Here is a 26888-nt window from a genome sequence, read left to right as displayed (position 1 = left end):
GATTTCCAAATGGTGGCGCGAAACCAATCCCTTTCGGAGCGCGGGCAGCTCGACCTTTTCCGGGCGCTGCCTGGCGACTTCGCCCCTCGAGACGCGCAGGATCTCATGGCCTATCCGTTCTTCTCCCTTTCCAAGACGCATCGCACCACCCCGATCGATTTTGCCGCCGGCAACGTCTCGATCCGGGTCGAAGCCGTACCCGATCATGGCATGGCGACCATCTGGGACGCCGACATCCTGATCTGGGCCGCGAGCCAGATCGTCGAGGCGCGGGACACCGGGCTTCGCACCTCGCGCCTGATGGCCGCAACGCCCTATGAGATTCTCACCTTCGTCGGCCGCGGCAAGAGCCTGCGCGACTATCAGCGCCTGAAGGCGGGGCTTGATCGGCTGCAGTCAACCACCGTCTCGACGACCATCCGTCAGCCGGCCGAAGGCCGGCGTCACCGCTTCTCATGGATCAATGAGTGGCAGGAGCGCATCGATCGTCATGGCAGACCCGCGGGGATTGAATTGATCGTCCCCGACTGGTTCTACCAGGCAGTCCTCGATGACGCGCTGGTGCTGACGATCGATCGCGCCTATTTCGACCTGACTGGCGGTCTCGAGCGCTGGCTCTATAGGCTGGTGCGCAAGCATGGTGGGCGCCAGCGCGACGGCTGGCGTTTCGACTTCCGTCACCTTCACGAGAAATCCGGCAGCCTGTCGCCCCACAAGCGCTTTGCCTTCGAGCTTCGCGACATCATCCGCCGCCAGCCGCTGCCCGGCTACACGCTTGCGCTGGAAGTGGAGATTGGCGGCCGGGCGCTGCTCGCCTTCGAGCGGATCGGCTCCTGTGGAAGGCCTGTGGACGGCCTCGTGCCATCAGGGACCGGAACTATCGTGCCATCGGGAACCGCGGGCTCGTGCTATCAGGAACCCAGACAGGCTCTAACCTGTAGAAAGCAAAACCGAAATCACGCGTCTAACTTAGACTCTAACCCAGATTCTAACCTTGAAGCGCGCGCGCGTGGTGTGCAAAGGCTCATCCGACGGGCCAGCGACGCACTCAGCACAGGCACCGACAAGACCCCGAATGCGCCATCGCTTTCTGACGGCAGCAACACGGCAACCAGCGTCTCCGAAGTTCCGAATCCACCTCTAGATACGCCCATCGGAGGCATCCGATGATTGTCGGGCTCCTCAATCGGAAGAGCCGTGTCGGCAAGGCGACTTTGACGCTCCTCCTCGTCGGCGAATTGGCCGGCAAGGGAAATCTTGTCGCGCTGCTCGCCGCCCTCGTGCTGCTCAAGTGCAACCGTCTCCGTTCCATGGATTGGCTTTGGCCGAGCTTCTGGCCCGTCTCCGCGAAGCATACGTCTGCCGGCCCGAGCGGCGCGCGTTTCGTACTCGATGGCGACAGTACCGCAGCGCGAGAGACCGCCGCACCCGCGGGCGAGATCGAGGGATCGCGCGATGAGTGAGTGGTCCCGAAAGCATTGCCTTGCATCGCGGCCGTCAGGTCCGGATACGCGGATCAAGTCCGCCGTCGGCGCGTTGGGGACCGTCGATCAGTCTGCCTTCGTCGTGCGCCCGACCACCGGCATGACGCCGCGGGGGCGCGACCGCATCGCCGCTTGTCCAGCACGACGTCATCGCCGCCGAGACGCTTCGCGAGATGCTTGCGCGAATTCCCGCAACATCAGGAGAACCCTCATGACTGGCATCGCGGCTCCTCGCATGCGTGCCGCGTTCCCGGCCACGCACCACGCTCCCGACGATCTCGTTCATGTCGAACTGACCTGGATCGAGAAGAGACAAGAGAACTGGATACGGTTCGGTACCCACGCTCTGGAACAAATCGTTGATCGTCGCCGGCGCATCTTGTCCTATCGCCCCGGCGCGGTCTTCGCGTTCGTTCGCTGGGCCGCGAACGACTTCGGAACAATCATCTCACGCATCGATATCGTGCGTGCTGTCGCACTTGGCGAAGCCTATCAGACACTGCCCTTCGTGCGCCCCGGCGGCGACATCCTTCTGAAGGTCGAGAGCTGGCCCAAGGTCGAACGCGTGCTGCAGGCGATCGACGCCATCCAGCGCCTCGACGTCGAGCCTGAGTTGGTGTCGCACGATCATTGGCGGCACATCCACAACCGGATAACCGCCGGGCACGCGCCGCGCAGCTACACACTCGATCAACACCGCGCCTTCCTGCTGCGCAAGAGGACCGAACCGTGACGCGCGCCGGGATGTTTCTCGCTAGCGTTCTCGCAACCATGGGCGTCGGCTATCCCGGCCTCGCTTCGATGCCCACGAAGCTCATCTGGAATGCGTCAGCCAGCGCGCCGATCGGTTTCTACACCATCGAGTTCCACGGACCCTTCGAGGTCACCGATCTTGTGGCCGTCGATGCGCCCGAGCCACTCGCCGCGCTCCTCGCTAATCGCGGCTATCTGCCGGCGGGCGTGCCACTCTTGAAGCACATCCTTGGCGTTTCCGGGCAAATTGTCTGTCGCTCGAACCTCACCATCACCGTCGACGGCGTCAAGGCGGGGGTGGCGCTCGAACGTGATCGGGCCGGCCGTGACCTGCCGGTCTGGCAGGGCTGCCGCCGCATCTCGACGGGGGAAGTCTTCCTGATGAACTGGCAGGTCCGCGACAGCCTCGACGGACGTTACTTCGGCCTCATCTCCACCAGCCGGATCATCGGCCGCGCCGTCCCACTTTGGACGGACGAGGGCGGCAACGGCCGCTTCGAATGGCGCGCGCCAACGCGGTGAGCGCGCGACCGGCGGCGCGTCGTGCCGCCAGCCATCATCACCGCACCACTGATAACAGGAGCCTGACATGCAACAGATCGGGGAATTCACGCGCCAGAAGACTGGCTATAGCGGGCGCATCCACACGCTCAGCCTCAACCTGGATATCGCTATCGTAACGGCAGAGGCGAGCGAAACGGAGAATGCGCCTGACTACCGCGTTCACACCGGAAGCGAGGACGGCCCCGAGATCGGCGCCGGCTGGAAACGATCCAGCCAAAAGGCCGGCGAATATGTCTCGATCCAGATCGACGACCCGACGTTCGCGCAGCCGATCCGCGCGAACCTCTTTCGCAATGGCGACGACAAGACGTCCTGGTCGCTGCACTGGGCGCGCCCGCGCGACCGCAGCGAGAAGGAGTGAATGATGCGCGCTCGCCGTCCGTCGACGAGCCATCGCGGTGCGCCCGGGCCGCTTCGCGCTGCCCGGCGCATGGCTCTGCTCCTCCTTTGCGGTCTGTCCGTCGCGACCGTCATGCCGGCGGCGACAGTGGCGCAGGACTTGGCCATCGCGCGATCGTCGCAACGCGACCCCTTTGGTGCGCACATCAGCGAAGCCTCGCAGCGCTTCGGCGTTCCGATCGCGTGGATACGCGCCGTCATGCGCAAGGAGAGTGCTGGCGATGCGCGCGCCGTCTCCAGCGCCGGCGCCCGCGGCTTGATGCAGATCATGCCCGGCACATGGGATGATCTGCGCGCCCGCTGGTCGCTTGGCCGCGATCCGTTCGATCCCCGCGATAACATCCTGGCAGGAACGGCGTATCTGCGCGAACTGCACGATCGCTACGGCTCGCCGGGGTTTCTGGCCGCCTACAACGCGGGTCCTGCGCGCTACGAAGCCTACCTCACCGGCCGTCCTTTACCGGCCGAGACCCGCGCCTATGTCGAGACGCTCGCCCCCCTTATCGGCGGAAGCGAGGGTATGCGCCCTTTCGCAGTCACATCTGTCGAGGCCATTCCCTGGAAGCACGGCGCGCTCTTCGTAGGTCAGCCGGACCGCATCCAAGCTGCCGCCTCCGTAACGGCCGAGCGACCGCCAAATGACGCGAGCTCTGCACCCACCGTGCGCGAGGTCTCCGCCATCGTGCCGCTGTCCGAAGGCCTCTTCGTGGCGCGAGCGGGCAAAGGGATCCAGCCATGAGCGCGTATGGACGTTTTCGCGCAACCGCGAGTTCCAGCGCACCGTGGCGTGGATGGAGGCGGAAGGTGTGCAGAACAACCGGAAGATGGCGAGATAAAAGGCCGCGAGGTGCGGCGTCGGTCGGTTGTGTTGTTTCAATAGCTTATGCAGGACTTCCGCGAGGTGCTAGCAAGCGGCGCACCGCGTCAGAACATCGATTTTCCTGTGATTTCCGCGGCTTGGCACGATGTGCGGGATCTCTAAGATGACTGGCGAGGACGATCTTCGAATTGGCCCAGGCCGCATCCGCTCGCCCAGTGCCCAGCGCGCCAGGCCCTTCATTGCGCAGGCGCTTGCCGCCGCCCAGAAGGCCGGCGCCCGGATCTCTCGCACCGGCCGGATCAATTCGTGCAATCGCTCGACCTTCGGGCGTGGCCGCACGGCGAGCGTGCGTGCCAATCGCCTCCTCACCGGCCGCTCGCGCACCGTGATCATCAAGACACGGCTGGTGCGCCATCACGCGCGCGCAGCGCCGCTTGCTGCCCATCTCACCTATCTGCGCCGCGAAGGCGTTACCCGTGACGGGGAGAAGACAAGGCTGTTCGGGCCGGAAACCGATGCGATGGATGGCGGTGCTTTTGCCGCGCGTTGTGGCGATGATCGGCACCACTTCCGCTTTATCGTCTCACCCGAAGATGCCGTCGACATGGCCGACCTCAAAGCCTTCGCCCGCGACCTGATGGGCCAGATGGAAAAGGACCTCGGCACGAAGCTCGATTGGACCGGCGTCGATCACTGGAACACCGACAACCCGCACCTTCACATCATCTTGCGCGGCCAAACCGATGACGGCCAGGATCTCGTGATCTCACGCGATTACATCAAGGAGGGGATGCGCGCCCGTGCGGCCGATCTTGTCACCCAGGAGCTCGGCCCCCGCACCGATCTCGATATCCGTCGCAATCTGGAGCGCCAGGTCGAAGCCGAACGCTGGACCCAGCTTGACCGGCAGCTTGTTCGCGACGGGCGCGACACAGGCGTCATCGACCTGGCCGCCGCCGCGAACGCCCAGCCCGACGCGTATCACGTGCTGAAGGTCGGGCGGATGCGCAAGCTCGAAACCCTTGGCCTTGCCGAACAGGTCGGCCCGGGCCAGTGGATGATCGACGACAAGGCTGAGGCAACGCTGCGCGAGCTTGGCGAACGCGGCGACATCATCAAGCGGATGCACCGCGCGCTGACAGAACAGGGTATCGAGCGCGGCACGGAGAACTATGTGCTGGCGGCGGAGCGCCTCGACACGCCGATCGTGGGTCGGCTGGTCGACCGCGGCCTCGATGATGAGCTGAAGGGCAGCGCCTACGCCGTGGTCGATGGCACCGACGGCCGCACACATCACATCAGGCTGTCCGATCTCGACGCCGCGGGCGACGGCGCTCCCGGTTCGATCGTCGAGCTGCGCAGGTTCCATGATGTGCAGGGGCACGGGCGCGCAGCACTCGCTGTCCGTTCCGACCTCGATATTGAGCGGCAGGTTACCGCCGCCGGCGCGACCTGGCTTGACCGCCAGAATATCGCCCGCGAGCCGATTGCGTTGTCGGAAGGCGGCTTCGGCGCCGAGGTGCGGCTGGCCATGCAGCGCCGCGCCGACCATCTCGTCGAACAGGGCCTCGGCGAGCGGCATGGCCAACGCACAACCTTCACCCGCAACCTGATCGACACGCTGCGTCGCCGCGAGTTGGAGGCGCTCGGCGAAAAGCTCTCGGTCGACACCGGCCAGCCCTTCAACCGCGCCCGCGGCGGCGAGTACGTCACCGGTTCCTACCGGCAACGCTTCACGCTCGCCTCCGGCCGCTTCGCCCTGATCGATGACGGCCTCGGGTTCCAACTGGTGCCCTGGACGCCGTCCCTGGAAAAGCACCTTGGCCGCCACGTCTCTGGCGTGGCTCGCGATGAAGGCGGCATCGACTGGAGCTTCGGCCGCAACCGTGGGCTCGGCCTCTAACCTCATGTTGAAGAAAGGACTGCTTTTATGTCCGCCACCAAGATCCTCTGGGGCCAGGTCCTCGCCGTCCTGGCGATCGTGCTGATCACGACCTGGGGCGCCACGGAATGGGTGGCCTGGCGCCTGGCATTCCAGCCCGAGCTCGGCAGGCCATGGTTCCATGTCCTGGGCTTTCCGTTTTACCTTCCGCCGTCCTTCTTCTGGTGGTGGTATGGCTTTGATGCCTACGCGCCGTCGATCTTCGTGGAGGGTGCCTTTATCGCGGCTTCCGGTGGTTTCGCCTGCGTCGCCGTCGCCATAGGCATGTCGGTCTGGCGGGCTCGCGAGGCCAAGAAGGTCGAGACCTACGGCTCCGCCCGCTGGGCCGACAAGCAGGAGGTCAAGGCAACTGGCCTTCTCGGCTCCGATGGCGTGGTGCTTGGTCGATATGACGGCGCCTATCTGCGCCACGACGGACCGGAGCACGTGCTGTGCTTTGCGCCGACTCGTTCGGGCAAGGGTGTTGGCCTCGTCGTCCCGTCGCTGCTGACCTGGCCGAGCTCGGCAGTCGTGCATGACATCAAGGGCGAGAACTGGCAGCTCACCGCGGGCTTCCGCGCCAGGCATGGCCGGGTCCTGCTGTTCGATCCGACCAATCCGAAATCCTCCTCCTACAATCCGCTGCTCGAGGTGCGCCGCGGCGAATGGGAAGTCCGTGACGTTCAAAACATCGCTGACATCCTTGTCGATCCCGAAGGCTCGCTCGAGAGGCGAAACCATTGGGAGAAAACCAGCCATGCCCTTCTGGTCGGCGCGATCCTGCATGTTCTCTACGCCGAGCCGGACAAGACGCTCGCCGGCGTTGCCGGCTTCCTCTCCGATCCAAAGCGTCCGATCGAATGGACGCTGTCGGCGATGATGAAAACGGCGCATCTGGGTGAAGCCGGTGCGCACCCGGTGATCGCCAGCGCCGCGCGAGAGCTCTTGAACAAATCTGATAACGAGCGCTCCGGCGTGCTGTCCACCGCCATGTCTTTCCTTGGCCTCTACCGCGATCCTGTCGTGGCCGAGGTCACGCGACGCTGCGATTGGCGCATCACGGATCTTGTCGACGACAAGCATCCAACGACGCTCTACCTCGTCGTTCCGCCGTCCGACATCAACCGGACCAAGCCGCTCATTCGCCTGATCCTCAATCAGATCGGCCGCCGCTTGACCGAAGATCTGCAGGTGAGGGCGCAAGGGCACCGGCTGCTGTTGATGCTCGACGAGTTCCCGGCGCTTGGCCGCCTCGACTTTTTCGAGTCGGCGCTCGCCTTCATGGCCGGCTACGGGCTGAAAAGTTTCCTGATCGCTCAGTCCCTCAACCAGATCGAGAGGGCGTACGGCGCCAACAACTCAATCCTCGACAACTGTCATGTCCGGGTAAGCTTTGCCACCAACGATGAGCGCACCGCCAAACGCGTGTCCGATGCGCTCGGGACAGCGACCGAGATGAGGGCTATGAAGAACTATGCCGGCCACCGGCTGTCGCCGCGGCTCGGTCATCTGATGGTCTCCCGTTCGGAGACGGCTCGCCCGCTGCTCACGCCGGGTGAAGTGATGCAACTGCCGGCCACCGACGAGATTGTCATGGTCTCGGGTGCGCCGCCGATCCGCGCCAAGAAGGCGCGCTATCATGAGGATGCTCGCTTCCGGGAGCGTATCCTGCCGCCGCCGGTGCTGATGGCGGCAGCAGAGGGGAAACCGGACGACTGGACGAAGCTGCCTCTGGCTTTCCGTCCCCAAATTGCCGAAGCGACGTCGATGCGGTCGGGGTCATCCGCCGGGAATGAGGATCCGACGGAGTCCGAGCGTCGTCGGCAACCCGAGCTCAGCCGCGTCGAGCTGGTCGTGAAGTCTTCGCCCGAGAACGAGTTCGAGATCGATCACCTCGACGACGTAGATGACAATGTTGCCCGCAACCGTCGACTGACGCGCCTGATGCAAGGCATTGCGCGGCAGGCATCGCTCGACCCCGATGACGACGTGGACATGTGAGGCTCCGATGGCAAAGGTTCCGCGCAAACAACGTCTTTCGGTCTATCTCGATCCGAGGGTGATGAACCGATTGGTCGAACATGCGGCGCGCCGTGATTTTTCACGGTCTCTCGTCGCCGAGGCGGCCATCGAATCCTTCCTTTCACCCGATGCCGCCGAGCGCCAGGAGGCCGCGATCACCAAGCGGCTAGACCAGCTCGATCGCCGAATGACCCGCCATGAGCGCGATCTCGCAATTGCCGTTGAAACGCTCGCCGTTTTCGTGCGCTTCTGGCTGGCGACAACTCCGGCTTTGCCCGAGCCCGCGGCGCAGGCTGCTCACGCCAAGGCTGGCGAGCGCTACGATGCCTTCGTCACGGCGCTTGGCCGGCGCCTGGCGAAAGGACCGAAGCTGAGGCAAGAAATCAGCGAGGACATCGACGCCGGTTTCGGCACACTCAAGACCGGCGTGCCGGGGCAATGATTAGACGGTCGGATCGCCGTCGCCGCAGATCGGCAGCTCGTCGGCGGCGCGGCCGGTGCTCAGGCCTCGGCGATCAGCGCAAGGTTTTGCAGGTGAGTGTCTATCGCGTCGGCGACGGCGCGCGCCGCCGGAAGCGTCTTCTTCGCCTCGGGCCACTCGTCGCGGAAGCGGGTGACGGTTTCGCGCGCCGTGTCGACGACCAGCTTCTCGGTTAGATGCGCCTTCGCCGCCAGGTAACGGAGCTCGTCAAGGGAGAGCTCGCGCATGCGCTTGGTGCGGGCATATTTGATGGCGGCGAACTCGTCCGGCATATAGGGGATTGTCGATACGAAATCGTAGGCTGGAGCGAGCGCCGCTGTCCGCCGATCGGGATAGATCATCGACCAGTTCTTGAGGTGCATGTCGGCATTGCCAATCAGCGTGTTGAAGACGAGCCGGCGGATGAACTCGGAGGCACCAGTGTCTCCGGCCTCAACGCCAAGCACGGTCGCAATGTTGCGTGCGCTTGCCCGCTTGTATTTGTCGTCCGGCCACACGCCGAACACCTGGGCGAAATCCTCGATATGCACCGGACCGTCACCGGTGCGGTCGAAGCGCCGGATGGCCAGTGCCTGGCCCTTCATGCTGCGCATGCCCTCAGGAAGGCCGTCGATCGCATCGACGTCGAGGAGTTGGACCTCTGGCACGTCCATGCCGAGCCTGGCCGCGAGACTCATCATCGAGAATTCATTCTCGGGGACGCCCTCATAGAGCTGTGAGGGCAGTTTGACGATCCAAGAACCGCCGACGCCGTCGGCGGGGATCGTAAGCCCGCCGCCCTTTCCGGTGTTCCTCACCGCCGAGAACTTCAACTGCACGCCGGCGAGTGAAAATCGCAGGGCATTGCTCCGACGCGCACGGCGTGCTTCCGCGTCGCCCTCGTCCCTCAGGTCTGGCCAGGCTTCTGCGTCCGCCGGCACGATGGTGAGCGCACCAGGAAGATCGCGGCCGAGAACCCAAAGCAGGAAGAATTCGCGCTTTTCGCTCACGCCCGCGCGCTCGGCAAGGTAGGCCCGCAGTGGCCCTTCCGGCAGGAGGTTCGCAAAGAACGGAGGAACCCTGACATTGAACGGTCGGAATTCGGTCAGGAGCTGCCCGTACTGGTCCTTGAACGACAGGCTAAGCGTGGGCCGCTCGGGATCGTCGATATAGGCCTCGTCGAAGGCAAACAGCGTACGATCGCCCGGAATGAGCGTGAGTGTTGCGATCTTCTCGCCATAGAGGCGAACGTCGAGGACAAAAACGTCAGGCATCCTCGCTCTCATCGTCGAGTTGGTATGCAGGGCGGGGCGTGTCGGGGAGCGCGTGGGCGATCCTGTTGCGCAGTGCTCTAAGCTGCTTGGAGGCGCGCTCGAGGGCAGCGGTCGCGCCCGCACCGACCGGCAGCTTCATCAGCTTTTCGGCGATGGCGCGCAGCGTATCGAGATCGGTCTTGCCCAACCGAAAGTTTGCAAGCTCGCGCAGCGTTTGGTCGAGACGCTTGAATTCGCCAGCGTCGGGATGGTCGCGTTGCAGCCTTGCAAGGGCAGCTTGGGCGCGATTGAACACCACGGAGCGCTGGCGGTCTTCGCCGTCAAGCGTTGTGTAAGCATTGCTGACGACGGCTTCGACCGCTGCCAAGGCCTTGCGCGGAACCAGGACCAGTTCGTGGTCGAGCGCTCGTGCGAACTCAACCAGGCTCGAAAGCCTGAGGTCGGTCCCGCCATTTTCAATCTTTGAAATATGGCTTTGCGGAACGCCAATGCGAGCGCTGAGGTCGCGTTGGCTCAACCCGCTTTGCTCGCGTGCGTTGCGGAGCGTTTGGAGAATTTCGTCCGTCGAATAGAGCATTTGATATGCCTCTACATATCGCTTTCAAAATTTATATGCGTAAATATATCATTTGCTGAGGATTTTGGAAAGACCGATATGTAAAAATATATCGCAGTGCTGCGGTGATATGTTGTCATAGATCAGTTCTCCCCGGCCTGTCGAGCCTTGCAGGAGAGACTTGGAGGGGGTCGCTTCGCCAACACGGCACCGACGTTGAGTCGATGCTGCGGCTCCATCGGAACCAAGTCTGGCGCGAAATCCGCAATCCGGGCTGCCGGTCCAAACCGCCGACCGCCTGTATTTGCACGCTAGGCTACGACGCCTCGACAAAGCTGTTCAATCCACTCGAGATGCGGCTCTCTTAATCATCCCCGTTCTGGGGCGTTCATCTTGCCCCGGATCGAAACGGGGACAGCATGGCGACTTCGCAGCACAGTTCAGAAGGCCTCGCGCGCGGCGCACGCATGCTGCGCACAGCGCTCGGACCTGCGATCGCAAGCTATCTCGACGACCCATGCATCGTCGAAGTGATGCTCAATCCCGATGGGCGTTTGTGGATCGACCGCTTGTTGCAGGGGCTCTCCGACACGGGAGAGCGCCTGTCGGCAGCTGATGGCGAGCGCATCGTTCGCCTTGTCGCTCATCATGTCGGTGCCGAAGTCCATGCCGGCGCGCCACGCGTCTCGGCCGAGCTGCCCGAGACGGGGGAGCGGTTCGAGGGGCTTCTTCCTCCCGTCGTCGCGGCGCCCGCCTTCGCGATCCGCAAGCCCGCGGTCGCGATCTTTACCCTTGACGACTATGTCGCGGCCGGGACCATGTCGGCGCGCCAGGCGGACGCGCTGCGCCAGGGTGTTGCCAGCCGCGCCAACATTCTCGTTGCAGGCGGTACATCCACGGGCAAGACCACGCTGATCAATGCGCTGTTGGCCGAAGTGGCTAAAACCGCCGATCGCGTGGTCATCATCGAGGATACGCGCGAGCTGCAATGCGCCGCGCCGAATCTCGTTGCGATGCGAACGAAGGACGGCGTCGCGTCGCTCTCCGATCTCGTTCGTTCGTCGCTGCGCCTGCGCCCCGACCGCATTCCGGTCGGCGAAGTGCGCGGAGCCGAGGCGCTCGAACTGCTCAAGGCCTGGGGCACCGGCCACCCCGGTGGCCTCGGCACGATCCACGCCGGCAGCGCCATTGGCGCGCTGCGACGGATGGAACAGCTTATCCAGGAAGCCGTCGTCACCGTCCCGCGCGCGCTGATCGCCGAGACGATCGACCTGGTTGCCGTCCTTTCCGGGCGCGGCTCCGCGCGCCGGCTGTCCGAACTCGCCCGTGTCGATGGCATTCGCCCGGACGGCGATTACCGGGTCGCGCCAGCCGTCCTCGATGGGGACGACAGGCCGACCTTGCTCATCCCAAAGCCCTGAAGGAGAAAATCCGTGATCCAACGCCTGCGCCTCGCGCGCCATCGTCTTGCCATGACCGCTTCCGTTTCCACCCTCATCCTGGTGATGGCCGCGCCCGCTTATGCCTCCGGCTCGTCGATGCCGTGGGAACAACCGCTGCAACAGATACTCCAGTCGATCGAGGGGCCGGTCGCCAAGATAATGGCGGTGATCATCATTATCGTTACCGGCCTGACGCTCGCCTTCGGCGACACGTCCGGTGGCTTCCGCCGGCTCATCCAGATCGTGTTCGGCCTGTCCATCGCATTCGCTGCGTCGAGCTTCTTCCTGTCGTTCTTCTCGTTCGGCGGCGGAGCGCTGGTCTGATGGCGGGTGGTGTCGAACAGAGCGGGTCAATGCCCGACTATGCCGTGCCGGGCTTCACGGTCCTCGTGCATCGGGCGCTGACCGAGCCGATCCTGCTCGGTGGCGCCCCGCGCGCCATTGCCATCATGAACGGGACGCTCGCCGGCGCCGTGGGGCTGGGATTGCGTCTGTGGCTCGTCGGCATCGCCATCTGGGCGATCGGCCATGTTGCCGCCGTCTGGGCCGCCAAGCGAGATCCGCTTTTCGCCGACGTTGTTCGCCGGCACCTGCGCATCCCTGCGCATCTCACTGTCTGAGCGAGGTCGCGCCGATGATGAATCTTGCCGAATATCGCAATCGTAGCAGCCGGCTCGCCGACTTCCTGCCCTGGGTGGCCTTGGTCGGCGCCGGGGTCGTCCTCAACAAGGACGGCAGCTTCCAGCGGACCGCCCGCTTTCGCGGTCCCGATCTCGACAGCGCGGTGCCGGCCGAACTGGTTGCCGTCGCCGGCCGCCTCAACAATGCCTTCCGCCGTCTCGGCTCCGGCTGGGCGATCTTCGTCGAGGCGCAGCGCCATGCCTCGACCAGCTATCCCGACAGCCGCTTTCCGGATGCGGCCTCCACGCTGGTCGATGCTGAGCGAAAGGCGGGCTTCGAGGAGGCCGGCGCGCATTTCGAGTCCAGCTACTTCCTGACACTCACCTTTCTTGCGCCCGCCGAAGACACCGCGCGCGCGGAAAGCTGGCTCTACGAAGGCCGCGAGAAGAAGGGCCTCGACCCCAACGCGGTGCTGACCGGGTTCACTGACCGCAGCGACCGCGTCCTGCGCCTTGTCGAAGCCTTCATGCCGGAGTGCCGCTGGCTCGATGACGCCGAGACGCTGACTTACCTGCATGGCTGCGTCTCGACCAATCGTCACCGTGTCCGCGTTCCTGAAACGCCGATGTATCTCGACGCCATGCTGGCTGACCAGCCACTGACCGGCGGGCTCGAGCCGCGGCTGGGCGCGTCGCATCTGCGCATTCTCACGGTCACGGGTTTCCCGACCGCGACCACGCCGGGACTGCTCGACGAACTGAACCGGCTGGCGTTTCCGTATCGCTGGTCGACACGCGCGATCCTGCTCGACAAGACCGATGCGACCAGGCTGCTGACAAAGATCCGGCGTCAATGGTTCGCCAAGCGCAAATCAGTCGCGGCGATCCTCAAGGAAGTGATGACCAACGAGGCGTCCGTGCTCGTGGACACCGACGCCGCAAACAAGGCCGCCGACGCCGACATGGCGCTGCAGGAACTCGGCGCCGACTATGCCGGCATGGCCTATGTCACCGCGACGGTGACGGTGTGGGACGACGATCCCGGCATCGCCGGCGAAAAACTACGGCGGGTCGAAAAGGTGATCCAGGGCCGCGATTTCACAGCGATCATCGAAACCATCAACGCCGTCGACGCCTGGCTCGGCAGCCTGCCGGGTCATGTCTATGCCAACGTCCGTCAACCTCCCATCTCCACGCTTAATCTCGCCCACATCATCCCGCTTTCCGCGGTGTGGGCGGGGCCGGAACGCGACGAGCATTTCGCAGCGCCCCCTCTGCTCTTCGGCAAGACCGAAGGCTCGACCCCGTTCCGGCTTTCGCTTCACGTCGGCGACGTCGGCCATACGCTGGTCGTCGGCCCGACCGGCGCCGGCAAGTCGGTGCTGTTGGCACTGATGGCGCTGCAGTTTCGCCGCTATGCAGGCTCACAGGTATTCGCCTTCGATTTCGGCGGCTCGATCCGCACGGCCGCACTCGCCATGGGCGGCGACTGGCATGATCTCGGCGGCGATCTCTCCGATAGGGCGATCGATAGTGTCAGTCTGCAGCCGTTCGCCCGCATTCATGATGTCCCCGAGCGCGCCTGGGCTGCCGACTGGATCGTGGCGATCCTGACGCGCGAGAATGTGACGATCACACCTGAGGTCAAGGAGCATATCTGGACGGCGTTGAGTTCGCTGGCATCCGCCCCCGTCGAGGAGCGCACCATCACCGGTCTGGTCGTGCTGCTGCAATCACATGATCTCAAGCAGGCATTGCGCCCCTATTGCGTTGGGGGTCCCTACGGCCGGTTGCTCGATGCCGAGCGCGAACATCTCGGATCGGGGTCGGTCCAGGCATTCGAAATCGAAGGGCTGATCGGAACAGGTGCCGCGCCCGCGGTCCTGTTCTACCTCTTCCATCGCATCGAAGACCGGCTCGATGGCTCACCAACCCTCCTGATCATCGACGAAGGTTGGCTTGCGCTGGACGATGACGGCTTTGCCGGCCAGCTCCGCGAATGGCTGAAGACGCTGCGCAAGAAGAACGCCAGCGTCATCTTCGCCACGCAGTCGCTCAGCGATATCGACGGCTCGGCGATCGCGCCCGCGATCATCGAGAGCTGCCAGACCCGGCTTCTGCTGCCGAACGAGCGCGCCATCGAGCCGCAGATCACGGCGATCTATCGCCGCTTCGGCCTCAACGACCGGCAGATCGAGATCATCGCGCGGGCGATGCCGAAGCGCGACTACTACTGCCAGTCCCGTCGCGGCAACCGGCTGTTCGAGCTTGGGCTGTCCGATGTAGCGCTCGCGCTCTGCGCAGTATCCGCGAAGACCGACCAGGCCGCGATCGCCCGCATCGTCGCCGAGCATGGTCGCGACGGCTTCCTCGCAGCCTGGCTCAACCACCGTGGCGTCGGCTGGGCGGCTGAACTCATTCCCGCCCTAACCAGCCCAGTCCTCACCAACAAGGAGAAATCCCCATGAAACTGCGCCGTTCCCTTGGCATGCGGCTCGCTGCCGCGCTGCTTGTCGCTCCCGCCGCGCTCTCGCCGATGCTGGCGACGCCGGCACACGCCTTGATCGTCTTCGATCCGTCGAACTATTCGCAAAACGTCCTGACGGCGGCGCGCTCGCTCGAGCAGATCACCAACCAGATCACCTCGCTTCAGAACCAAGCCCAGATGCTCATCAACCAGGCGCGCAATCTCGCAAGTCTGCCGTTCTCCTCGCTGCAACAGCTCCAGCAGTCCGTGCAGCGTACGCAGCAATTGCTCGGCCAAGCGCAGAACGTTGCCTATGATGTCCAGCAGATCGATCAGGCCTTCCAGCAGAAATATGGCAACGTCTCGTTGTCGGCTTCGGATCAGCAACTCGTCACTGAGGCGCGCTCGCGCTGGGGCAACACGGTTGGTGGCCTTCAGGACGCCATGCGTGTGCAGGCGGGCGTCGTCGGCAACATCGACACCAACCGCAGTCAGATGTCGGCGCTGGTCGGGCAGAGCCAGGGTGCGACCGGAGCGCTTCAGGCAACACAGGCCGGCAACCAACTCTTCGCGCTTCAGGCGCAGCAACTTGCCGATCTCACCGCTGTCGTCGCCGCGAATGGTCGGGCGCAGGCGTTGCAATCGGCCGAACAGGCCACCGCCGCCGACCAGGGCCGCGAGCAGCGCCGCCGCTTCCTGACGCAGGGCTCGGGCTACCAGCCCGGCGGTGCGCAGATGTTCTATGGCAAGAACTGAGGCCGGCGCGATGGATGGCAAGATCCTCGCGCGTGTCAGTGCAGTCGTCTTCATCGCAGTCGCTTTGACAGTGACCGCGATCGAGATGAGCAGCAAGGACGTTGAGCCTGATGCCCCGGCGATGCGGGATCGTTCCATCGCGTCACAAGACCCGCTGGCGTCCGAACTGCGCCGCTGCTCCGGGATCGGCGAGGCCGGTCCTCGCGATCCCGGTTGCTTGAAGGCGTGGGCAGACAGCCGGCGCCGGTTTCTCGGTCAACGTGACGCGGCGACCGCGCCTGCTCCGGTAGCGCCGACGACGCTGTTTCCAAATGTGGCGGCGTCGGCCGATCGGAAAGAAGGGGACGGAACGGATATGACCGTTCCCGCGATGCAGGTCGCGCCGCCCCGGCCGGAGGCTCGCTGACATGGGTGGCATGGGCGTCATCGACCATTTCCTCGAAGTCTTCACGCGCTACATCGACAGCGGCTTCGGCCTGCTCGGCGGGGAGGTCGGCTTCATCGCCACAACCCTGATCGTCATCGACGTGACGCTGGCGGCCCTCTTCTGGTCCTGGGGTGCGGACGACGACATCATGGCGCGCCTCGTCAAGAAGACCTTGTTTGTCGGCGTCTTCGCCTATCTCATCTCCAACTGGAACAATCTCGCCCGCGTCGTCTTCGAAAGCTTCGCTGGGCTTGGCCTGAAGGCCTCGGGTACGGGTTTTACCGTCAACGATCTCATGCGCCCGGGCAAGGTGGCGCAGACCGGGCTCGACGCCGGCCGGCCGTTGCTGGACTCGATCTCGAACCTCATGGGCTATTGGTCCTTCTTCGAGAACTTCATCCAGATCGCCTGCATGTTCTTCGCCTGGGGGCTGGTGCTGCTCGCCTTTTTCATCCTCGCGATCCAGCTCTTCGTCACGCTGATCGAGTTCAAGCTGACGACGCTCGCCGGTTTCGTGCTGATTCCCTTTGGTCTGTTCGGCAAATCGGCCTTCATGGCCGAGCGGGTGCTCGGCAACGTCATCTCGTCCGGCATCAAGGTGCTGGTGCTCTCCGTCGTCATCGGCATCGGCTCGACCCTCTTCTCCGAGTTCACCTCGGGATTCGGCGGGACCACGCCGTCGATCGACGACGCCATGGCGATCGTGCTGGCCGCGCTGTCGCTGCTCGGCCTTGGCATCTTTGGACCTGGCATTGCCAACGGTCTCGTCTCCGGCGGTCCGCAACTCGGCGCGGGTGCGGCGGTCGGCACCGGGCTCGCCGCGGGCGGCATGGCAGCAGTGGGCGCAGCGGCCGGCGGCGCCGTCGTGTCCGGAGGCGCGGCTGTCAGCGGCGGTGCTGCAGCGGCGGCTCGTGGCGGTGCCGCGACCGCGGGCAGGGCATCCACAGCCTACAATCTCGGCGCGGCCGGAGAGTCTGGTTTTTCCGGCGTCGCATCCGGGCTCGGCGGTGTCATCAGCGCCGGCGCCCAGGGTGCCATCTCACCGCTCAAGCGGGCGGCCAATAATGCGGCAGGCAGCATGAAGCACAGCTACCAGTCCGGCGCTCGCGCGGCCTTCGGGACGACGGGCGGATCATCCACCGCCGGCACGATCGGCGCGAACGCTGGCGAAGCCGGCTCCGCTCCCGTCGCGTCTTCCACAGCCGAAAGTCAGCCCGCCTGGGCGAAGCGCATGAAGCGCTCGCAACAGATGACCCATGGCGTCCAGGCCGCCGCCCACGCCGTTCGCAGTGGCGACAGCCATGGGGGCGGCTCCTCGATCAACCTCTCTGAAAGAGACTAAGCATGTTCAAACGACCGTCCACGCACTACGGCAGATCCCCACAACCCGAGACGCCCTACCAACGCGCTGCACAGGTCTGGGACGAGCGCATCGGTTCGGCTCGCGTGCAGGCGCGCAATTGGCGTTACATGGCCTTCGGTTGCCTGGCGCTCGCCGCCGGGTTCTCCGCCGCGCTCGTCTGGCAATCCGCCAACGGCTCGATCGTGCCCTGGGTGGTGCAGGTCGATCGTCTGGGCCAGGCGCAGGCTGTCGCCCCAGCGGTCGGCGACTATCAGCCGAACGATCCGCAGATCGCCTTCTACCTGGCGCACTTCATCGAACAGGTGAGGTCGATCCCCGCCGATCCGGTCATCGTGCGGCAGAACTGGCTGCGCGCCTATGACTTCGCGACGCAGGGCGGGGCGCTGGCTCTCAACGACTATGCGCGCGCCAATGACCCGTTCACCAAGGTCGGCAAACAGCAGATCGCCGTCGACGTGTCGTCGGTCATCCGCGCATCCCCAGTGAGCTTCCGCATAGCCTGGGTCGAACGCCGCTATCAGGACGGCTCGCTTGCTTCCACGGAGCGCTGGTCCGCGATCCTTACAATTGTCGTGCAGCCCCCGCGCGACGCCGACGCACTGAGGAAGAACCCGCTCGGCATCTACATCAACGCCATCAACTGGTCGAAGGAGCTTGGACAATGACGCCCGCACTCTTCAAGGCCGCCCACTGGGGGTGTCCAACTTTCCTCATCCACGCAATGCCGGCTTTCCGCAAGATGGCCTTTCCAGCACTGCTGCTTTGCACTTCGGCGCTTGCAGGCTGTGCCACCAGGCAGAAGCCGCCGGAAATTTCCTATGACGATCCGGTCCCGGCCGTGCAGGCCGTCGATCCGCCCCCGCCCGTCAAGGTGGTAGAGCTGTCAAAGCCGCTGCCGCTTCCAGGCCAGTTGAAGCCGGTTGGCAAGGACGCAAAGCCCGAGCCGGAACCGTCCGATCCGACCGCGCGCGTGAACCTGGCCAATGCGGCCGCGCGCATGCAGCCTGTCCGCAACGGGTTCATCAATTCGATGCAGGTCTATCCCTTCGTCGATGGCGCGCTCTATCAGGTCTATGCCTCGCCGGGACAGATCACCGACATCGCGCTCCAGCCCGGCGAGCAGCTCGTCGGCTCCGGCCCCGTCGCCGCCGGTGACACCGTGCGCTGGATCATCGGCGATACCGAGAGCGGTACGGGCGCGACCAGGCAAGTCCACATCCTCGTCAAGCCGACGCGCGCCGAACTCATAACCAATCTCGTCATCAATACCGATCGGCGCACCTATCACCTGGAACTGCGATCGACGCCGTCGACCTATATGGCATCGGTTACCTGGCAGTACCCGCAGGACCAGCTCATTGCCTTGCGCCGTCAGAGCCAAGAGGCCGAAGCGGCACAGCCGGTCTCGACGGGCATCGATATTTCTCGTGTGAATTTCCGCTACGAGGTGACGGGCGATCGCGAACCGTGGCGGCCGTTGCGTGCTTTCGACGATGGCAAACAGGTGTTCATCGAGTTCCCGCGAGGCATCGGCCAGGGCGAGATGCCGCCGCTGTTCGTGGTCGGCCCGGAAGGCGACACGTCGGAGCTGGTGAACTATCGCGTGCGCGGCAACTACATGATCGTAGATCGGCTGTTTGCCGCCGCCGAGTTGCGCTTCGGCGCCGGCAAGAACCAGAAGCGCGTCCGCGTCTCCCGCACCGATGGGGTAAGGAGCAGTCGATTTTCATGGATGCGTGGCCCTGGTGAGACCCCGCCAGCGACGTACCCCCGAACAGACAGGGGAGGGTCGTCATCATGAGCGACAAAATGGGTCCCGGGAAGGAAGAAGGCCCGGGGCCGGCGAATGACGCCTGGCCGGAGGCACCGGTCGAGGATGACGCCCGGCCGTTGACAGGCGAGCCAATCGCGGCCATGCGGCTTCGCGCCGAGCCGCCGCGCGTGACGCGTCTTTCCCGAAAGGCGCTAACCGGCTTGGGGCTCGCCGCAAGCCTCGCTGTCGGCAGTGCGTTGCTCTACGCGCTGCAGAACCGTCAACAAGGCCAAGGGCAGGAGCTGTATTCAACCGACAATCGTTCGACGCCCGATGGGCTCGCCGGCCTGCCAAAGGACTATGCAGGCGTTCCGAAGCTTGGCCCACCGCTTCCCGGTGATCTCGGCCGCCCGATCCTCAACGCGCAGAATGGCGGCCCCACGCCATCGACAAGCCCCGTCGGACCGGACCCCGAGCAGCAGCGCCGGGAACAGGAGCTGGAAGCGGCGAGGACCGCGCGTCTGTTCGCGTCCACGCAAACGCGGCCCGCAAGTGACGCGACGCTCGCTCGAGCCACGACCGAAACCATGCCACGACCCGATCTCGCCAGCCTTGGCCTCGCGCCGCAGCCAGCGACGCCCTCGGCGCAGGATCGGCAGCTCGCCTTCCTCGATCAGCCGCCGGACAAGCGTACCGTCTCGCCTGACCGCGTCGCGCCGCCGGCCTCCAAGAACGTCCTGCAGGCGGGCGCCGTCATCGCAGCCGCCCTCATCACCGGCATTCGTTCCGACCTGCCGGGTCAGATTACCGCGCAGGTGACGGAGAATGTCTATGACAGCCCCACCGGCCACATCCTGCTTATTCCGCAGGGGACGCGCCTCGTCGGCCAGTATGACAATGGTGTCGGCTTCGGCCAGCGTCGCGTGTTGCTGGTCTGGACCAGGCTGATTTTTCCAGACGGCCGCTCCATCGTGCTGGAACGTGAGCCCGGGGCGGATGCCGAGGGCTATGCTGGTCTTGAGGATGGCGTCGACTATCATTGGGGCGAGCTGTTCAAGGCTGCAGCACTTTCCACGGTTCTGAGCATCGGCGCGCAGGCAGGCTCATCAGGCCAGGAGAGCGACATCGTGCGCGCCCTGCGCCAAGGGGCTTCCGACAGCATCAGCCAGGCAGGCCAGCAGATCGTCCAGCGGCAGCTCAACATAGCGCCGACGCTCACCATCCGACCGGGATTCCCGGTACGCGTCATCGTCACGCACGACCTCGTGCTCGAACCTTATGGAGGCTGAAATGACCAAGCTGAAACTGGGGCCAATCGCCGACGACAAACCTGTCAAGGTCATGGTGGAACTCCCAGCGGCATTGCATCGTGACTTGACAGCCTATGCCGAGATCCTCGGCCGCGAGGCGGGGCAACGACCCGCCGATGCGCCGCGCCTCATCGTCGCGATGCTGGAGCGATTCATGGCGACGGATCGGGGCTTCTCCAGGGCAAAGCGTTCTGAGGGTGGTTAAGGCCGGCCGACTGAATTCGAATGGGGTCAGTCCATCCATGGAGGGAATCGCACTGGAGGTTTCCTATTTTCGCATTGACTTGGGTGGGCCTAGCTCGTCGCAGTCACCATGTTGCTTGCAGTTCCAACCAGCCTCAGGAGCGCACGCTTCGGATTCGATTCCAGCCACACTGCCTTGATCGAACTGGTGCTGCTCTGTCCACTGATGGGCTTCCACACCGTGGCGTCTATGGCGACTGTCCCGGCAAATCCTTCGCCCGCCAAAGTCACACCTTGACCGAGTTGGACCCTGAGGATGACAGTTGCATCGCTAGCGCGACATATTTGAATGGTGGGGCCACCATCCGAGGCGATCTTTTCGAGCAAAACCGGATCCTGCGGCGATCCGACTGGTATCAGCAGACACGTATCTGCAAGATCCGCCCATGTGACTGCCGGCTTTTCGGCGAGCGGATGGCCAACGGGTAGGAGAACGAACAAGCGCTCCTGCGCAACTATTTCGCTGCGGCATAAGCTGGCGTTCTCAAGCCCGTGCGTGAAGACGATGTCGACGCGCCGGCGGCGTATTGCCGCCAGGCACTGTTCGTGTGGAATGTCCTCGATGGCCACGCTCACGTCCGGATGCAAGCTGCGAAAACGATCTATGAGGCGCACAACGAATGCACGACCCATTTGGGCACAAAATCCTATCCTGACCGTTTTGGCATCCTGGTGGCCTCGACCGCCGCCGGCCAGGGCATCATGCAAGCCTTCGTAATGAGCCCGGACAAGGTCAATCCAGGCCCGGCCCGCTTCGGTCAGCCGAACGCCATGGACGTCGCGGTCAAACAACTGCATGTCCAGCAATTGCTCGAGAGCAACGATGTTGCGGCTGACACAGGATTCTCTCACTCTGAGAACTCTTGCCGCCTGCCTGAGGCTGCCATGGTCGACAGCTGCGAAGACATGGTCCAGACGGCGCAATGTGTTGTTGGCCTGTCTCAAAGGCTTAAGAGCCTCGCGCATGCAGTTCCGTGTGGTGCCGTGCAGCGGGGCCGACGCGAACGCCACGCCGGGCGGTCATGTTCGTCAGCGCCGGAGAGGCCCGTGCCATGGCAAAGCTGCGAAGTACGGTTTCCAAATGGATGGCGCCCGGTATCAAGCATGACCGATGCATGGAAACCTCCACATGGGTTCGCGAGTGTCCCGTCACGTCGTCGCCGGGACGGCTGCTCATCACTCTTGGGCGGGCTGCGACGACTAGTCGGCAGGGTTGCGAGACACGCTGGTTTCGTAGACGTATTCGTGCGGAATGGCCGGAGCGGCCATCTGGGAAAGGTAGCGGTTCAGGTTCTCTTCGCTATTGCTCGCCGCAAGGCTGGAGAAATTTCCGCTATTCCACGTCAAGGAGCAGTAGCTGAAATGCGCGTGTATTGCGTCAGCCATCTGCGCCAAAGTCACCTCATTGCCGAACATCGTATTCAGGACGAGGCTTTGCTTCTTCTCGATTTCGTCTGGGGGAAAATAGCGCGCCTTGAAGCCGAAATCCTTCTGGTATTCGCGACGCCTGTAATCCGGCTCCTCGGCTGCCCGGAACTTCTCGACGAAGACGAAAATTCCGTCCTGCTTGAGATGCTGGGTCACGAACTCGATCTGTCTCGCTCTGCTTGGCGAGTACATCTGAAAGGTCGTGTCTTCCAAAATGATATCGAATCCGTGAGCGAAATTTGCCAGTCGCGGATCCGAGCTCAGGACGTCCTTGGTCAACTTGTGGAATGGGCCAATGAAGAAGTCGGCGTGCGGTGGTTCGCCATAGGCCATGAAGCTTGTGTAATTCTCTGCGTTCGGGCTGCACGACAGTGTGCGTATCCGCCCCTCGGACAGTTCGGACAACGTTCTCGCCATCGTGCCTTCCGCTGTTCCGAGGCTGTATAGCGAAAGGGGAGCGCGACGATCCCGGGAATATTTTAGCACTGCATGGGCCATCCGGCACTCCTCTTCCAATCTATAGGGAATGCTGCCGTGATAGTGCTGGTCAAAAAAGCCTTGGCGGGTCGCGTGCAGCGCAACCAGATCGCGTAGGAGTTCATCGCTCGGCAGTAGGCGGGCGTCCGCCACAGGCTTCCGGATTGGCATCCCGCTCTTGCCAGCGGCGGTCGCCGCGAAAAAGCCGGCGAGTCCGTTGAGGCGTGGGCCATGGTCGCACTCAGCCAGAAAGTCGTCGAGTCCACGCATCGCAGTATGCCTCCGACACCGTTCGATTGGTGAGATGCCGATACGTCGATGGGGGAAATTCCACTAAGATAAGCGGTTTCTAATATTCCACCGAGCTCAAGTATTGGCTGGGCCAACTGGTAGGCCTGCGTGTTGAAGGGGTCTTTCACTTGATTGTCATTTTTTCGCTGAAGTCACATCTTCTACCAATCCAGAGTTATTTTCGTGTTGTTCAGCAACCCATGGTTCTCCACATCACGCAACTGGCTCCTCGCCAGTAAGGAGGCTGTGGATACGTGAATACTCTAGCCCTCGACCCGACCGAGAATCGTCGTTCACGGCACCAATCGCTTCCCCACAAGTATGAGAGTTGGGGGAGCGTGCGGGCGGACGTAATCAAAAGAACTGGGCTTGAGCGTCAGGAGACAAGAATCCTCCAGCCAAACCATGTGTTCTTGATGAACCTGAAGGGCACAGCGTGCCGTGGAGAAGACATTGTGGATGGGCGCCGGATTGCCTTTTTGCCGCGCCGGGCCGGTTCGATCATCTTCATGCCCGCCGGCTGTGATTGGAATGGGTGGGATGAGGGTGACGCGACCGCTTCCTACCTCCTGGTCTCAATTGAAAAAGGGTTCGCCGAAGAGGTGTTTGCGGGCATGGCTCGCCATCGCCCGGCGGTGCTGCCGCCTTCGATCGGATTTCGGGACAGCACTGTAGAGTTGGCGTTGCAGAGGATTGCCTTGGAGCTAAAGCAGCCTGACCCAATCAGCGCAACGATGGTGGAGAGCCAGGCCACGCAATTGCTCGTGCAGATGTTCAGGTTGAACGGCGTCCATCAGGAGCCGGCAAAAGGCGGTTTGTCGTCGTTCGACCTCAAGCGCGCCGTGGGCATGATCGAGGCCATGTCGGACGGCAGACCTACGCTCGCCGATTTGGCAAAAGAGGTTGGGATTAGCCGGTTCCATTTCTGGAGGGCCTTCAAGCAGTCGACAGGCATGACGCCGCACGCATTCATAGCGCAGCGCCGATTGGAGCAATCGGCGGATATGCTGCGATCGACCAATTTGTCGGCCACGGAAATCGCGTTGGAATGCGGTTTCGGCAGTTCGAGCCATTTCGCCACTGCCTTTAAGCGGAGCTTCGGCGCGAGCCCCACGGAATTTCGTCGTAAGAGCAGAATCTAGGTCGACGCTTGTCGGTTATTAGCAAGTATCGGAAAACCCTAACGTCACAGTAAAGCAGGCTTGGCGGAAGAAAGTATCAACGGCGATCAGCCGGATACGCCGCTCATGTCAAACCTGGTTCGTACTCATCATCGCAAAGGACGGGTCTACCGGCCCAATCCCTGCTTCGGATTCCTGGCCAGCACGCTATCGGCGGCCGTTGCCCGAAGCGGCTACTATATCGCATCTGCCTGGATTCTCGTCGAGCGAGGATACGGAACTGCCGGCGTGGCGACGTTCCTTGCGATCGTTAGCATTGTCGAATTTATCGCGAGCCCTCTGGCCGGCGTAGCGGCGGATCGATTTGACAGACGACGCCTGAACGTTGCGGCAGACCTCAGCCGCTTCGTCGTGATGCTGGCCACCGCTTGCGCGCTTCTCTACATGGACGTTTTCCTGGTCATCTGTCTGTCAGCGGTCCTGTGTTCGTTTTGCGACCGTGTCGCGCTGACGAGCTCTCAATCAATGATCCCCGTCATAGCTGACGGCCGCGATCTTATAGCATGGAATTCCGCCGTCTTCTTCGTCATGCAGTTCGGCAGTCTTGGGGCAGCTCTGCTCGCAGGGCCGTTGCTGCATGAGCAGTCGCCAGCCCTGCCATTCACCGTTCTTGCTGCCTTCTTTCTGTTTTCAGCAGGTTGCCTGGCCTTGATGCAGCTGGAACCGGTTTCGCGCGATGTCCGCATCGCCAAAATCTCGGCAGCACGATTTGATCTGAGCCTGCGTCGTCTCATCGTCGTCTACGCGCTTCTCTATACAAGCGCGGTGCTTGTCAGCGTAATGGGATCGAGCTTCGTCTTCCAGGAGCAGAAGGGTACTGCCGTGGATTTCGGCTACCTTGAGGCTGCATGGTCGGCGGGCTCACTGATCGGCGCGATCTCTCTGTTCGGGATTGAAAGAGCAATGAGTAGCCAAGCGCGGCATCTCATTCTTTTGGGCTCTACGGCGCTGGTACTCATGGCGCTGGCATATCTGCACATGCCCTGGACAGTGATCCTTTTTGCCGCGCTCGGATTTCTATACAATCTTGGACGCGTTAGCGTTGAAGTCACATTGCAGTCGCGTGTACCCGTTTATCTGTTGGGCCGGGCAAAAGGCATTATGCATTGTGTGGCCGTGGTGCTCGGTTTACTCGTCTTCGGCATCGCCGCCGCGGTAGGAAATCGAGTACTTCCTTCGACGATTTTCTTCAGCTTTGGAGTGATGCTGCTCATCAGTATTTGGTGTTTGAGCGTCGATGTCGTTCAGACGCAAGAAAAGGGTGAAACGTGAGGTGGAAGAGCTAACAGCAGGCGCAGACGCGAAACAGGCAGTGCTCGAGTCGCTAGCCGCGCTCTATCCATGGATGCGATCCTATCATCCCCGTCCGATCCGCGACTATGCGTTCCGCTTGTTCGAGGCGCCAGCTTCGAAAACCGTGCCGGAAATTCGCCGTCACGCCCTTACCAAGTTGCTCGACGCGATCAAAAACGCAGGAGAGCGAAACGGATTGCCCATCAATGCCGTTTCACAAATCTGCAGAGAATTCGAAAAGCGCCGTGTGATGCAGACAGGCCCTCACTTGTTTCTCCTCACGGAGCCGGAAGCCTATTACACACACATCTTCAGCCTCCTTGGACTCTCGGCGCATGGCTGTTCGACCTACGTTTCCTATGCGGTTTCGACGGTGAGCCTTGTTGAGAAGGCACGCAAGGGACCAGGCTGGCTCACTGTCGACGGGAAACCGATCAACGTCTTCGGCCTCAGCCGAAGCCGGATGATTGGATATAGCCTGCTAGCCGGACCAGGACCCTATAGGTTCGACTTGTTGCCGACCGAACCAGACACTGAGGGAGAGGCGCTCACGCTGCTTCGTAGCCTGCTGCCAACAACGCACTTCGAGCGGCCCGCGCATGCCATCAAGGCAGCCAATCTCATCCTTTGGCCAAGAATGTTCGGAGGCCGCTTTGCCTTTCTGCAGATCGACGACGAGGATATTGCCGACCTGGTGGCGGACCATCTGGCGGACGAAAATTCCTGGCTACGCATGAGACTTCTGGAAGACCCGAATTTCGCTGCCAATATCCTTGCCGGCCTCGACGGGCTCGCGTCCGGCCCGTGGAGTGGCTGGCTCGCGCGCGGTACTGATTTCTTCTGGTTCTATGAAAATGGCAAGCGCCGTCCGCTGCGTCTGATCGCCGGCGAACTCATCGATCCTGCGACCGGTATGAAGGTGGCGTGCTTCACAGCCCCCGACATTCTCAAGCGGCTGGCAAACCGCAGCCTTGTCCCGAATCTCCTGCTGATGTTTCTGGTTTCGTCGATCCTGCCCGGCGTGCGCGCGCTTGGAGGCAGCTATCAGCCGATCTACTACCCCCTGATGCGCTATGTCGTCTGTCGGGCGCTCGAGGTCGCAGGCGTGGATGAAGATCTTCGTCAAGCCCTCGCAACGGACGACGTGCCGGGAGCTTGGGGACATCGGGTCATTGAGTGCGATGATGATCCGCTCGAGCTATTCCTAAATGGCAGGAACGCCGCGATGAGTGATCTTATCGACCGTTTGAGCGATATTTCCTTAGCCGAGGCATGTGGAAGCATGAGAGGCTTCGTGTCCGACCCCTCGTGGCAAGAACTTCACAGCCGACTTCGGCAGGGGTTGGTCACACCGGCCGATGAGGAATGGGCCTTTTCCTGAAATGCTTTATGCAATCTAGCAGCTGGCATGTGTAGGTCGGCATGCGAACGGCTGCTCGCGCCTGATGCTACGGCGGAATGGCATGATTAAATGACTGATACTGCAACATTATCGTTCATTCTGTTGGTACGACGGGCTGTGCGCTTTGGCGCGAAAACGATGGCGCAAAGCGCACAGCCGCTTTACCCTTCAAAACCATGGAT

27 protein-coding genes are annotated in these 26888 nt (G+C 63.0%); 23 read left to right on the top strand and 4 right to left on the bottom strand.

The window, feature by feature from the left end:
* Positions 1 to 9: 9 nt before the first annotated feature.
* The 9 genes from EOB59_RS06655 (at position 10) to EOB59_RS06615 (ending at position 8405) form a co-directional block, all read left to right on the top strand.
* Entirely contained in the window at positions 10 to 1170 is a 1161-nt protein-coding gene (locus EOB59_RS06655; protein WP_128287995.1) for a replication initiator protein A, read from the top strand.
* Complete coding sequence (locus EOB59_RS06650) at positions 1167 to 1463, top strand: hypothetical protein (protein ID WP_128287994.1); 297 nt, start codon at positions 1167 to 1169, stop codon at positions 1461 to 1463. Before EOB59_RS06655 ends, EOB59_RS06650 begins: the two co-directional genes overlap by 4 nt.
* A gap of 232 nt (positions 1464 to 1695) precedes the next feature.
* Positions 1696 to 2217 (top strand): DUF2840 domain-containing protein, encoded by a 522-nt coding sequence (locus EOB59_RS06645; protein WP_128287993.1) that lies wholly within the window; start codon positions 1696 to 1698, stop codon positions 2215 to 2217.
* Positions 2214 to 2759, top strand: coding sequence for a S26 family signal peptidase (locus tag EOB59_RS06640; protein ID WP_206622032.1), 546 nt, complete (start codon positions 2214 to 2216; stop codon positions 2757 to 2759). Before EOB59_RS06645 ends, EOB59_RS06640 begins: the two co-directional genes overlap by 4 nt.
* Before the next feature lie 67 nt (positions 2760 to 2826).
* On the top strand, positions 2827 to 3162 hold the full coding sequence (locus tag EOB59_RS06635; protein WP_128287992.1) for a DUF736 domain-containing protein: 336 nt from the start codon (positions 2827 to 2829) through the stop codon (positions 3160 to 3162).
* A 3-nt stretch (positions 3163 to 3165) separates the two neighbouring features.
* Positions 3166 to 3939 (top strand): lytic transglycosylase domain-containing protein, encoded by a 774-nt coding sequence (locus tag EOB59_RS06630; RefSeq protein WP_128288005.1) that lies wholly within the window; start codon positions 3166 to 3168, stop codon positions 3937 to 3939.
* A gap of 244 nt (positions 3940 to 4183) precedes the next feature.
* The gene (locus EOB59_RS06625) at positions 4184 to 5923 is read left to right on the top strand and encodes a VirD2 family relaxase/mobilization nuclease (protein ID WP_128287991.1); all 1740 of its coding nucleotides are present in this window, start codon (positions 4184 to 4186) and stop codon (positions 5921 to 5923) included.
* 27 nt (positions 5924 to 5950) lie between these two features.
* Positions 5951 to 7942 (top strand): conjugal transfer protein TraG, encoded by a 1992-nt coding sequence (locus tag EOB59_RS06620; protein WP_128287990.1) that lies wholly within the window; start codon positions 5951 to 5953, stop codon positions 7940 to 7942.
* 7 nt (positions 7943 to 7949) lie between these two features.
* Positions 7950 to 8405, top strand: coding sequence for a CopG family transcriptional regulator (locus tag EOB59_RS06615; protein WP_128287989.1), 456 nt, complete (start codon positions 7950 to 7952; stop codon positions 8403 to 8405).
* A 59-nt stretch (positions 8406 to 8464) separates the two neighbouring features.
* Here the strand turns inward: EOB59_RS06615 and EOB59_RS06610 are convergent, their stop codons facing one another.
* Both EOB59_RS06610 and EOB59_RS06605 read right to left on the bottom strand, forming a co-directional pair.
* On the bottom strand, positions 8465 to 9697 hold the full coding sequence (locus EOB59_RS06610) for a HipA domain-containing protein (protein WP_128287988.1): 1233 nt from the start codon (positions 9695 to 9697) through the stop codon (positions 8465 to 8467).
* Positions 9690 to 10274 carry a helix-turn-helix transcriptional regulator gene (locus EOB59_RS06605; RefSeq protein ID WP_128287987.1) on the bottom strand — a complete coding sequence of 195 codons (585 nt, stop codon included), beginning with the start codon at positions 10272 to 10274 and terminating at the stop codon, positions 9690 to 9692. The genes EOB59_RS06610 and EOB59_RS06605 overlap by 8 nt, the downstream gene beginning before the upstream one ends.
* A 398-nt stretch (positions 10275 to 10672) precedes the next feature.
* On the opposite strand from EOB59_RS06605, the gene trbB reads away from it, so the two are divergent.
* The 11 genes from trbB to EOB59_RS06550 are packed head-to-tail and all read left to right on the top strand — an operon-like array spanning position 10673 to position 20596.
* Complete coding sequence (gene trbB / locus EOB59_RS06600; RefSeq protein WP_128287986.1) at positions 10673 to 11674, top strand: P-type conjugative transfer ATPase TrbB; 1002 nt, start codon at positions 10673 to 10675, stop codon at positions 11672 to 11674.
* A gap of 51 nt (positions 11675 to 11725) precedes the next feature.
* Positions 11726 to 12019 carry a TrbC/VirB2 family protein gene (locus EOB59_RS06595; protein ID WP_245486551.1) on the top strand — a complete coding sequence of 98 codons (294 nt, stop codon included), beginning with the start codon at positions 11726 to 11728 and terminating at the stop codon, positions 12017 to 12019.
* Positions 12019 to 12315: a VirB3 family type IV secretion system protein gene (locus tag EOB59_RS06590; RefSeq protein ID WP_164895594.1), complete on the top strand. Its 297-nt coding sequence runs from the start codon at positions 12019 to 12021 to the stop codon at positions 12313 to 12315. The genes EOB59_RS06595 and EOB59_RS06590 overlap by 1 nt, the downstream gene beginning before the upstream one ends.
* 14 nt (positions 12316 to 12329) lie before the next feature.
* The gene (gene trbE, locus EOB59_RS06585) at positions 12330 to 14783 is read left to right on the top strand and encodes a conjugal transfer protein TrbE (RefSeq protein WP_128287983.1); all 2454 of its coding nucleotides are present in this window, start codon (positions 12330 to 12332) and stop codon (positions 14781 to 14783) included.
* Positions 14780 to 15538, top strand: a complete 759-nt coding sequence (gene trbJ / locus EOB59_RS06580; RefSeq protein WP_128287982.1) for a P-type conjugative transfer protein TrbJ — start codon at positions 14780 to 14782, stop codon at positions 15536 to 15538. Before trbE ends, trbJ begins: the two co-directional genes overlap by 4 nt.
* A gap of 10 nt (positions 15539 to 15548) precedes the next feature.
* A complete protein-coding gene (gene trbK-alt, locus EOB59_RS06575; protein ID WP_128287981.1) occupies positions 15549 to 15944 on the top strand; it encodes a putative entry exclusion protein TrbK-alt in 396 nt (131 codons plus the stop codon).
* A 1-nt stretch (position 15945) separates the two neighbouring features.
* Positions 15946 to 17307 (top strand): P-type conjugative transfer protein TrbL, encoded by a 1362-nt coding sequence (gene trbL, locus EOB59_RS06570; RefSeq protein ID WP_128287980.1) that lies wholly within the window; start codon positions 15946 to 15948, stop codon positions 17305 to 17307.
* 2 nt (positions 17308 to 17309) lie between these two features.
* Positions 17310 to 17993 carry a conjugal transfer protein TrbF gene (gene trbF, locus EOB59_RS06565; RefSeq protein WP_128287979.1) on the top strand — a complete coding sequence of 228 codons (684 nt, stop codon included), beginning with the start codon at positions 17310 to 17312 and terminating at the stop codon, positions 17991 to 17993.
* Positions 17990 to 19129 (top strand): P-type conjugative transfer protein TrbG, encoded by a 1140-nt coding sequence (gene trbG, locus EOB59_RS06560; protein WP_245486549.1) that lies wholly within the window; start codon positions 17990 to 17992, stop codon positions 19127 to 19129. The genes trbF and trbG overlap by 4 nt, the downstream gene beginning before the upstream one ends.
* Positions 19126 to 20370, top strand: a complete 1245-nt coding sequence (locus EOB59_RS06555) for a TrbI/VirB10 family protein (protein ID WP_128287978.1) — start codon at positions 19126 to 19128, stop codon at positions 20368 to 20370. The genes trbG and EOB59_RS06555 overlap by 4 nt, the downstream gene beginning before the upstream one ends.
* Before the next feature lies 1 nt (position 20371).
* Complete coding sequence (locus tag EOB59_RS06550; protein WP_128287977.1) at positions 20372 to 20596, top strand: DUF2274 domain-containing protein; 225 nt, start codon at positions 20372 to 20374, stop codon at positions 20594 to 20596.
* Between the two features lie 89 nt (positions 20597 to 20685).
* Here EOB59_RS06550 and EOB59_RS06545 read toward each other — a convergent pair whose 3' ends face one another.
* Positions 20686 to 21600 (bottom strand): LysR family transcriptional regulator, encoded by a 915-nt coding sequence (locus EOB59_RS06545; RefSeq protein WP_128287976.1) that lies wholly within the window; start codon positions 21598 to 21600, stop codon positions 20686 to 20688.
* 234 nt (positions 21601 to 21834) lie between these two features.
* Positions 21835 to 22809 (bottom strand): class I SAM-dependent methyltransferase, encoded by a 975-nt coding sequence (locus tag EOB59_RS06540; RefSeq protein ID WP_128287975.1) that lies wholly within the window; start codon positions 22807 to 22809, stop codon positions 21835 to 21837.
* Between the two features lie 437 nt (positions 22810 to 23246).
* Between EOB59_RS06540 and EOB59_RS06535 the strand changes: the two genes are divergently transcribed.
* The 3 genes from EOB59_RS06535 to EOB59_RS06525 are packed head-to-tail and all read left to right on the top strand — an operon-like array spanning position 23247 to position 26685.
* The gene (locus EOB59_RS06535; RefSeq protein WP_245486548.1) at positions 23247 to 23972 is read left to right on the top strand and encodes an AraC family transcriptional regulator; all 726 of its coding nucleotides are present in this window, start codon (positions 23247 to 23249) and stop codon (positions 23970 to 23972) included.
* A 60-nt stretch (positions 23973 to 24032) separates the two neighbouring features.
* Positions 24033 to 25283 (top strand): MFS transporter, encoded by a 1251-nt coding sequence (locus EOB59_RS06530; protein WP_128287973.1) that lies wholly within the window; start codon positions 24033 to 24035, stop codon positions 25281 to 25283.
* Positions 25249 to 26685, top strand: a complete 1437-nt coding sequence (locus EOB59_RS06525) for a hypothetical protein (protein ID WP_128287972.1) — start codon at positions 25249 to 25251, stop codon at positions 26683 to 26685. Before EOB59_RS06530 ends, EOB59_RS06525 begins: the two co-directional genes overlap by 35 nt.
* The last annotated feature ends 203 nt before the right edge of the window (positions 26686 to 26888 follow it).

Origin of the sequence: Mesorhizobium sp. M7A.F.Ca.MR.176.00.0.0 (assembly GCF_004023165.1) — a bacterium.
In the GTDB taxonomy this organism is placed as follows: Bacteria; Pseudomonadota; Alphaproteobacteria; order Rhizobiales; family Rhizobiaceae; genus Mesorhizobium.
Note: the sequence above shows the minus strand (reverse complement) of the source record. Positions and strands in the feature narration are given on the sequence as shown.

Excerpts from the sequence above, each read along its gene's own strand:
- trbF (WP_128287979.1), top strand. The coding sequence starts at position 17,310 with ATGTTCAAACGACCGTCCACGCACTACGGCAGATCCCCACAACCCGAG.
- EOB59_RS06595 (WP_245486551.1), top strand. The coding sequence starts at position 11,726 with ATGACCGCTTCCGTTTCCACCCTCATCCTGGTGATGGCCGCGCCCGCT.
- trbJ (WP_128287982.1), top strand. The coding sequence starts at position 14,780 with ATGAAACTGCGCCGTTCCCTTGGCATGCGGCTCGCTGCCGCGCTGCTT.
- EOB59_RS06525 (WP_128287972.1), top strand. The coding sequence starts at position 25,249 with ATGTCGTTCAGACGCAAGAAAAGGGTGAAACGTGAGGTGGAAGAGCTA.
- trbE (WP_128287983.1), top strand. The coding sequence starts at position 12,330 with ATGATGAATCTTGCCGAATATCGCAATCGTAGCAGCCGGCTCGCCGAC.
- EOB59_RS06555 (WP_128287978.1), top strand. The coding sequence starts at position 19,126 with ATGAGCGACAAAATGGGTCCCGGGAAGGAAGAAGGCCCGGGGCCGGCG.
- EOB59_RS06655 (WP_128287995.1), top strand. The coding sequence starts at position 10 with ATGGTGGCGCGAAACCAATCCCTTTCGGAGCGCGGGCAGCTCGACCTT.
- EOB59_RS06540 (WP_128287975.1), bottom strand. The coding sequence starts at position 22,809 with ATGCGTGGACTCGACGACTTTCTGGCTGAGTGCGACCATGGCCCACGC.
- EOB59_RS06650 (WP_128287994.1), top strand. The coding sequence starts at position 1,167 with ATGATTGTCGGGCTCCTCAATCGGAAGAGCCGTGTCGGCAAGGCGACT.
- trbG (WP_245486549.1), top strand. The coding sequence starts at position 17,990 with ATGACGCCCGCACTCTTCAAGGCCGCCCACTGGGGGTGTCCAACTTTC.
- EOB59_RS06620 (WP_128287990.1), top strand. The coding sequence starts at position 5,951 with ATGTCCGCCACCAAGATCCTCTGGGGCCAGGTCCTCGCCGTCCTGGCG.
- EOB59_RS06610 (WP_128287988.1), bottom strand. The coding sequence starts at position 9,697 with ATGCCTGACGTTTTTGTCCTCGACGTTCGCCTCTATGGCGAGAAGATC.
- EOB59_RS06635 (WP_128287992.1), top strand. The coding sequence starts at position 2,827 with ATGCAACAGATCGGGGAATTCACGCGCCAGAAGACTGGCTATAGCGGG.
- trbL (WP_128287980.1), top strand. The coding sequence starts at position 15,946 with ATGGGTGGCATGGGCGTCATCGACCATTTCCTCGAAGTCTTCACGCGC.
- EOB59_RS06645 (WP_128287993.1), top strand. The coding sequence starts at position 1,696 with ATGACTGGCATCGCGGCTCCTCGCATGCGTGCCGCGTTCCCGGCCACG.
- trbK-alt (WP_128287981.1), top strand. The coding sequence starts at position 15,549 with ATGGATGGCAAGATCCTCGCGCGTGTCAGTGCAGTCGTCTTCATCGCA.
- EOB59_RS06630 (WP_128288005.1), top strand. The coding sequence starts at position 3,166 with ATGCGCGCTCGCCGTCCGTCGACGAGCCATCGCGGTGCGCCCGGGCCG.
- EOB59_RS06615 (WP_128287989.1), top strand. The coding sequence starts at position 7,950 with ATGGCAAAGGTTCCGCGCAAACAACGTCTTTCGGTCTATCTCGATCCG.
- EOB59_RS06605 (WP_128287987.1), bottom strand. The coding sequence starts at position 10,274 with ATGCTCTATTCGACGGACGAAATTCTCCAAACGCTCCGCAACGCACGC.
- EOB59_RS06625 (WP_128287991.1), top strand. The coding sequence starts at position 4,184 with ATGACTGGCGAGGACGATCTTCGAATTGGCCCAGGCCGCATCCGCTCG.
- EOB59_RS06545 (WP_128287976.1), bottom strand. The coding sequence starts at position 21,600 with ATGCGCGAGGCTCTTAAGCCTTTGAGACAGGCCAACAACACATTGCGC.
- EOB59_RS06535 (WP_245486548.1), top strand. The coding sequence starts at position 23,247 with ATGAACCTGAAGGGCACAGCGTGCCGTGGAGAAGACATTGTGGATGGG.
- EOB59_RS06550 (WP_128287977.1), top strand. The coding sequence starts at position 20,372 with ATGACCAAGCTGAAACTGGGGCCAATCGCCGACGACAAACCTGTCAAG.
- trbB (WP_128287986.1), top strand. The coding sequence starts at position 10,673 with ATGGCGACTTCGCAGCACAGTTCAGAAGGCCTCGCGCGCGGCGCACGC.
- EOB59_RS06590 (WP_164895594.1), top strand. The coding sequence starts at position 12,019 with ATGGCGGGTGGTGTCGAACAGAGCGGGTCAATGCCCGACTATGCCGTG.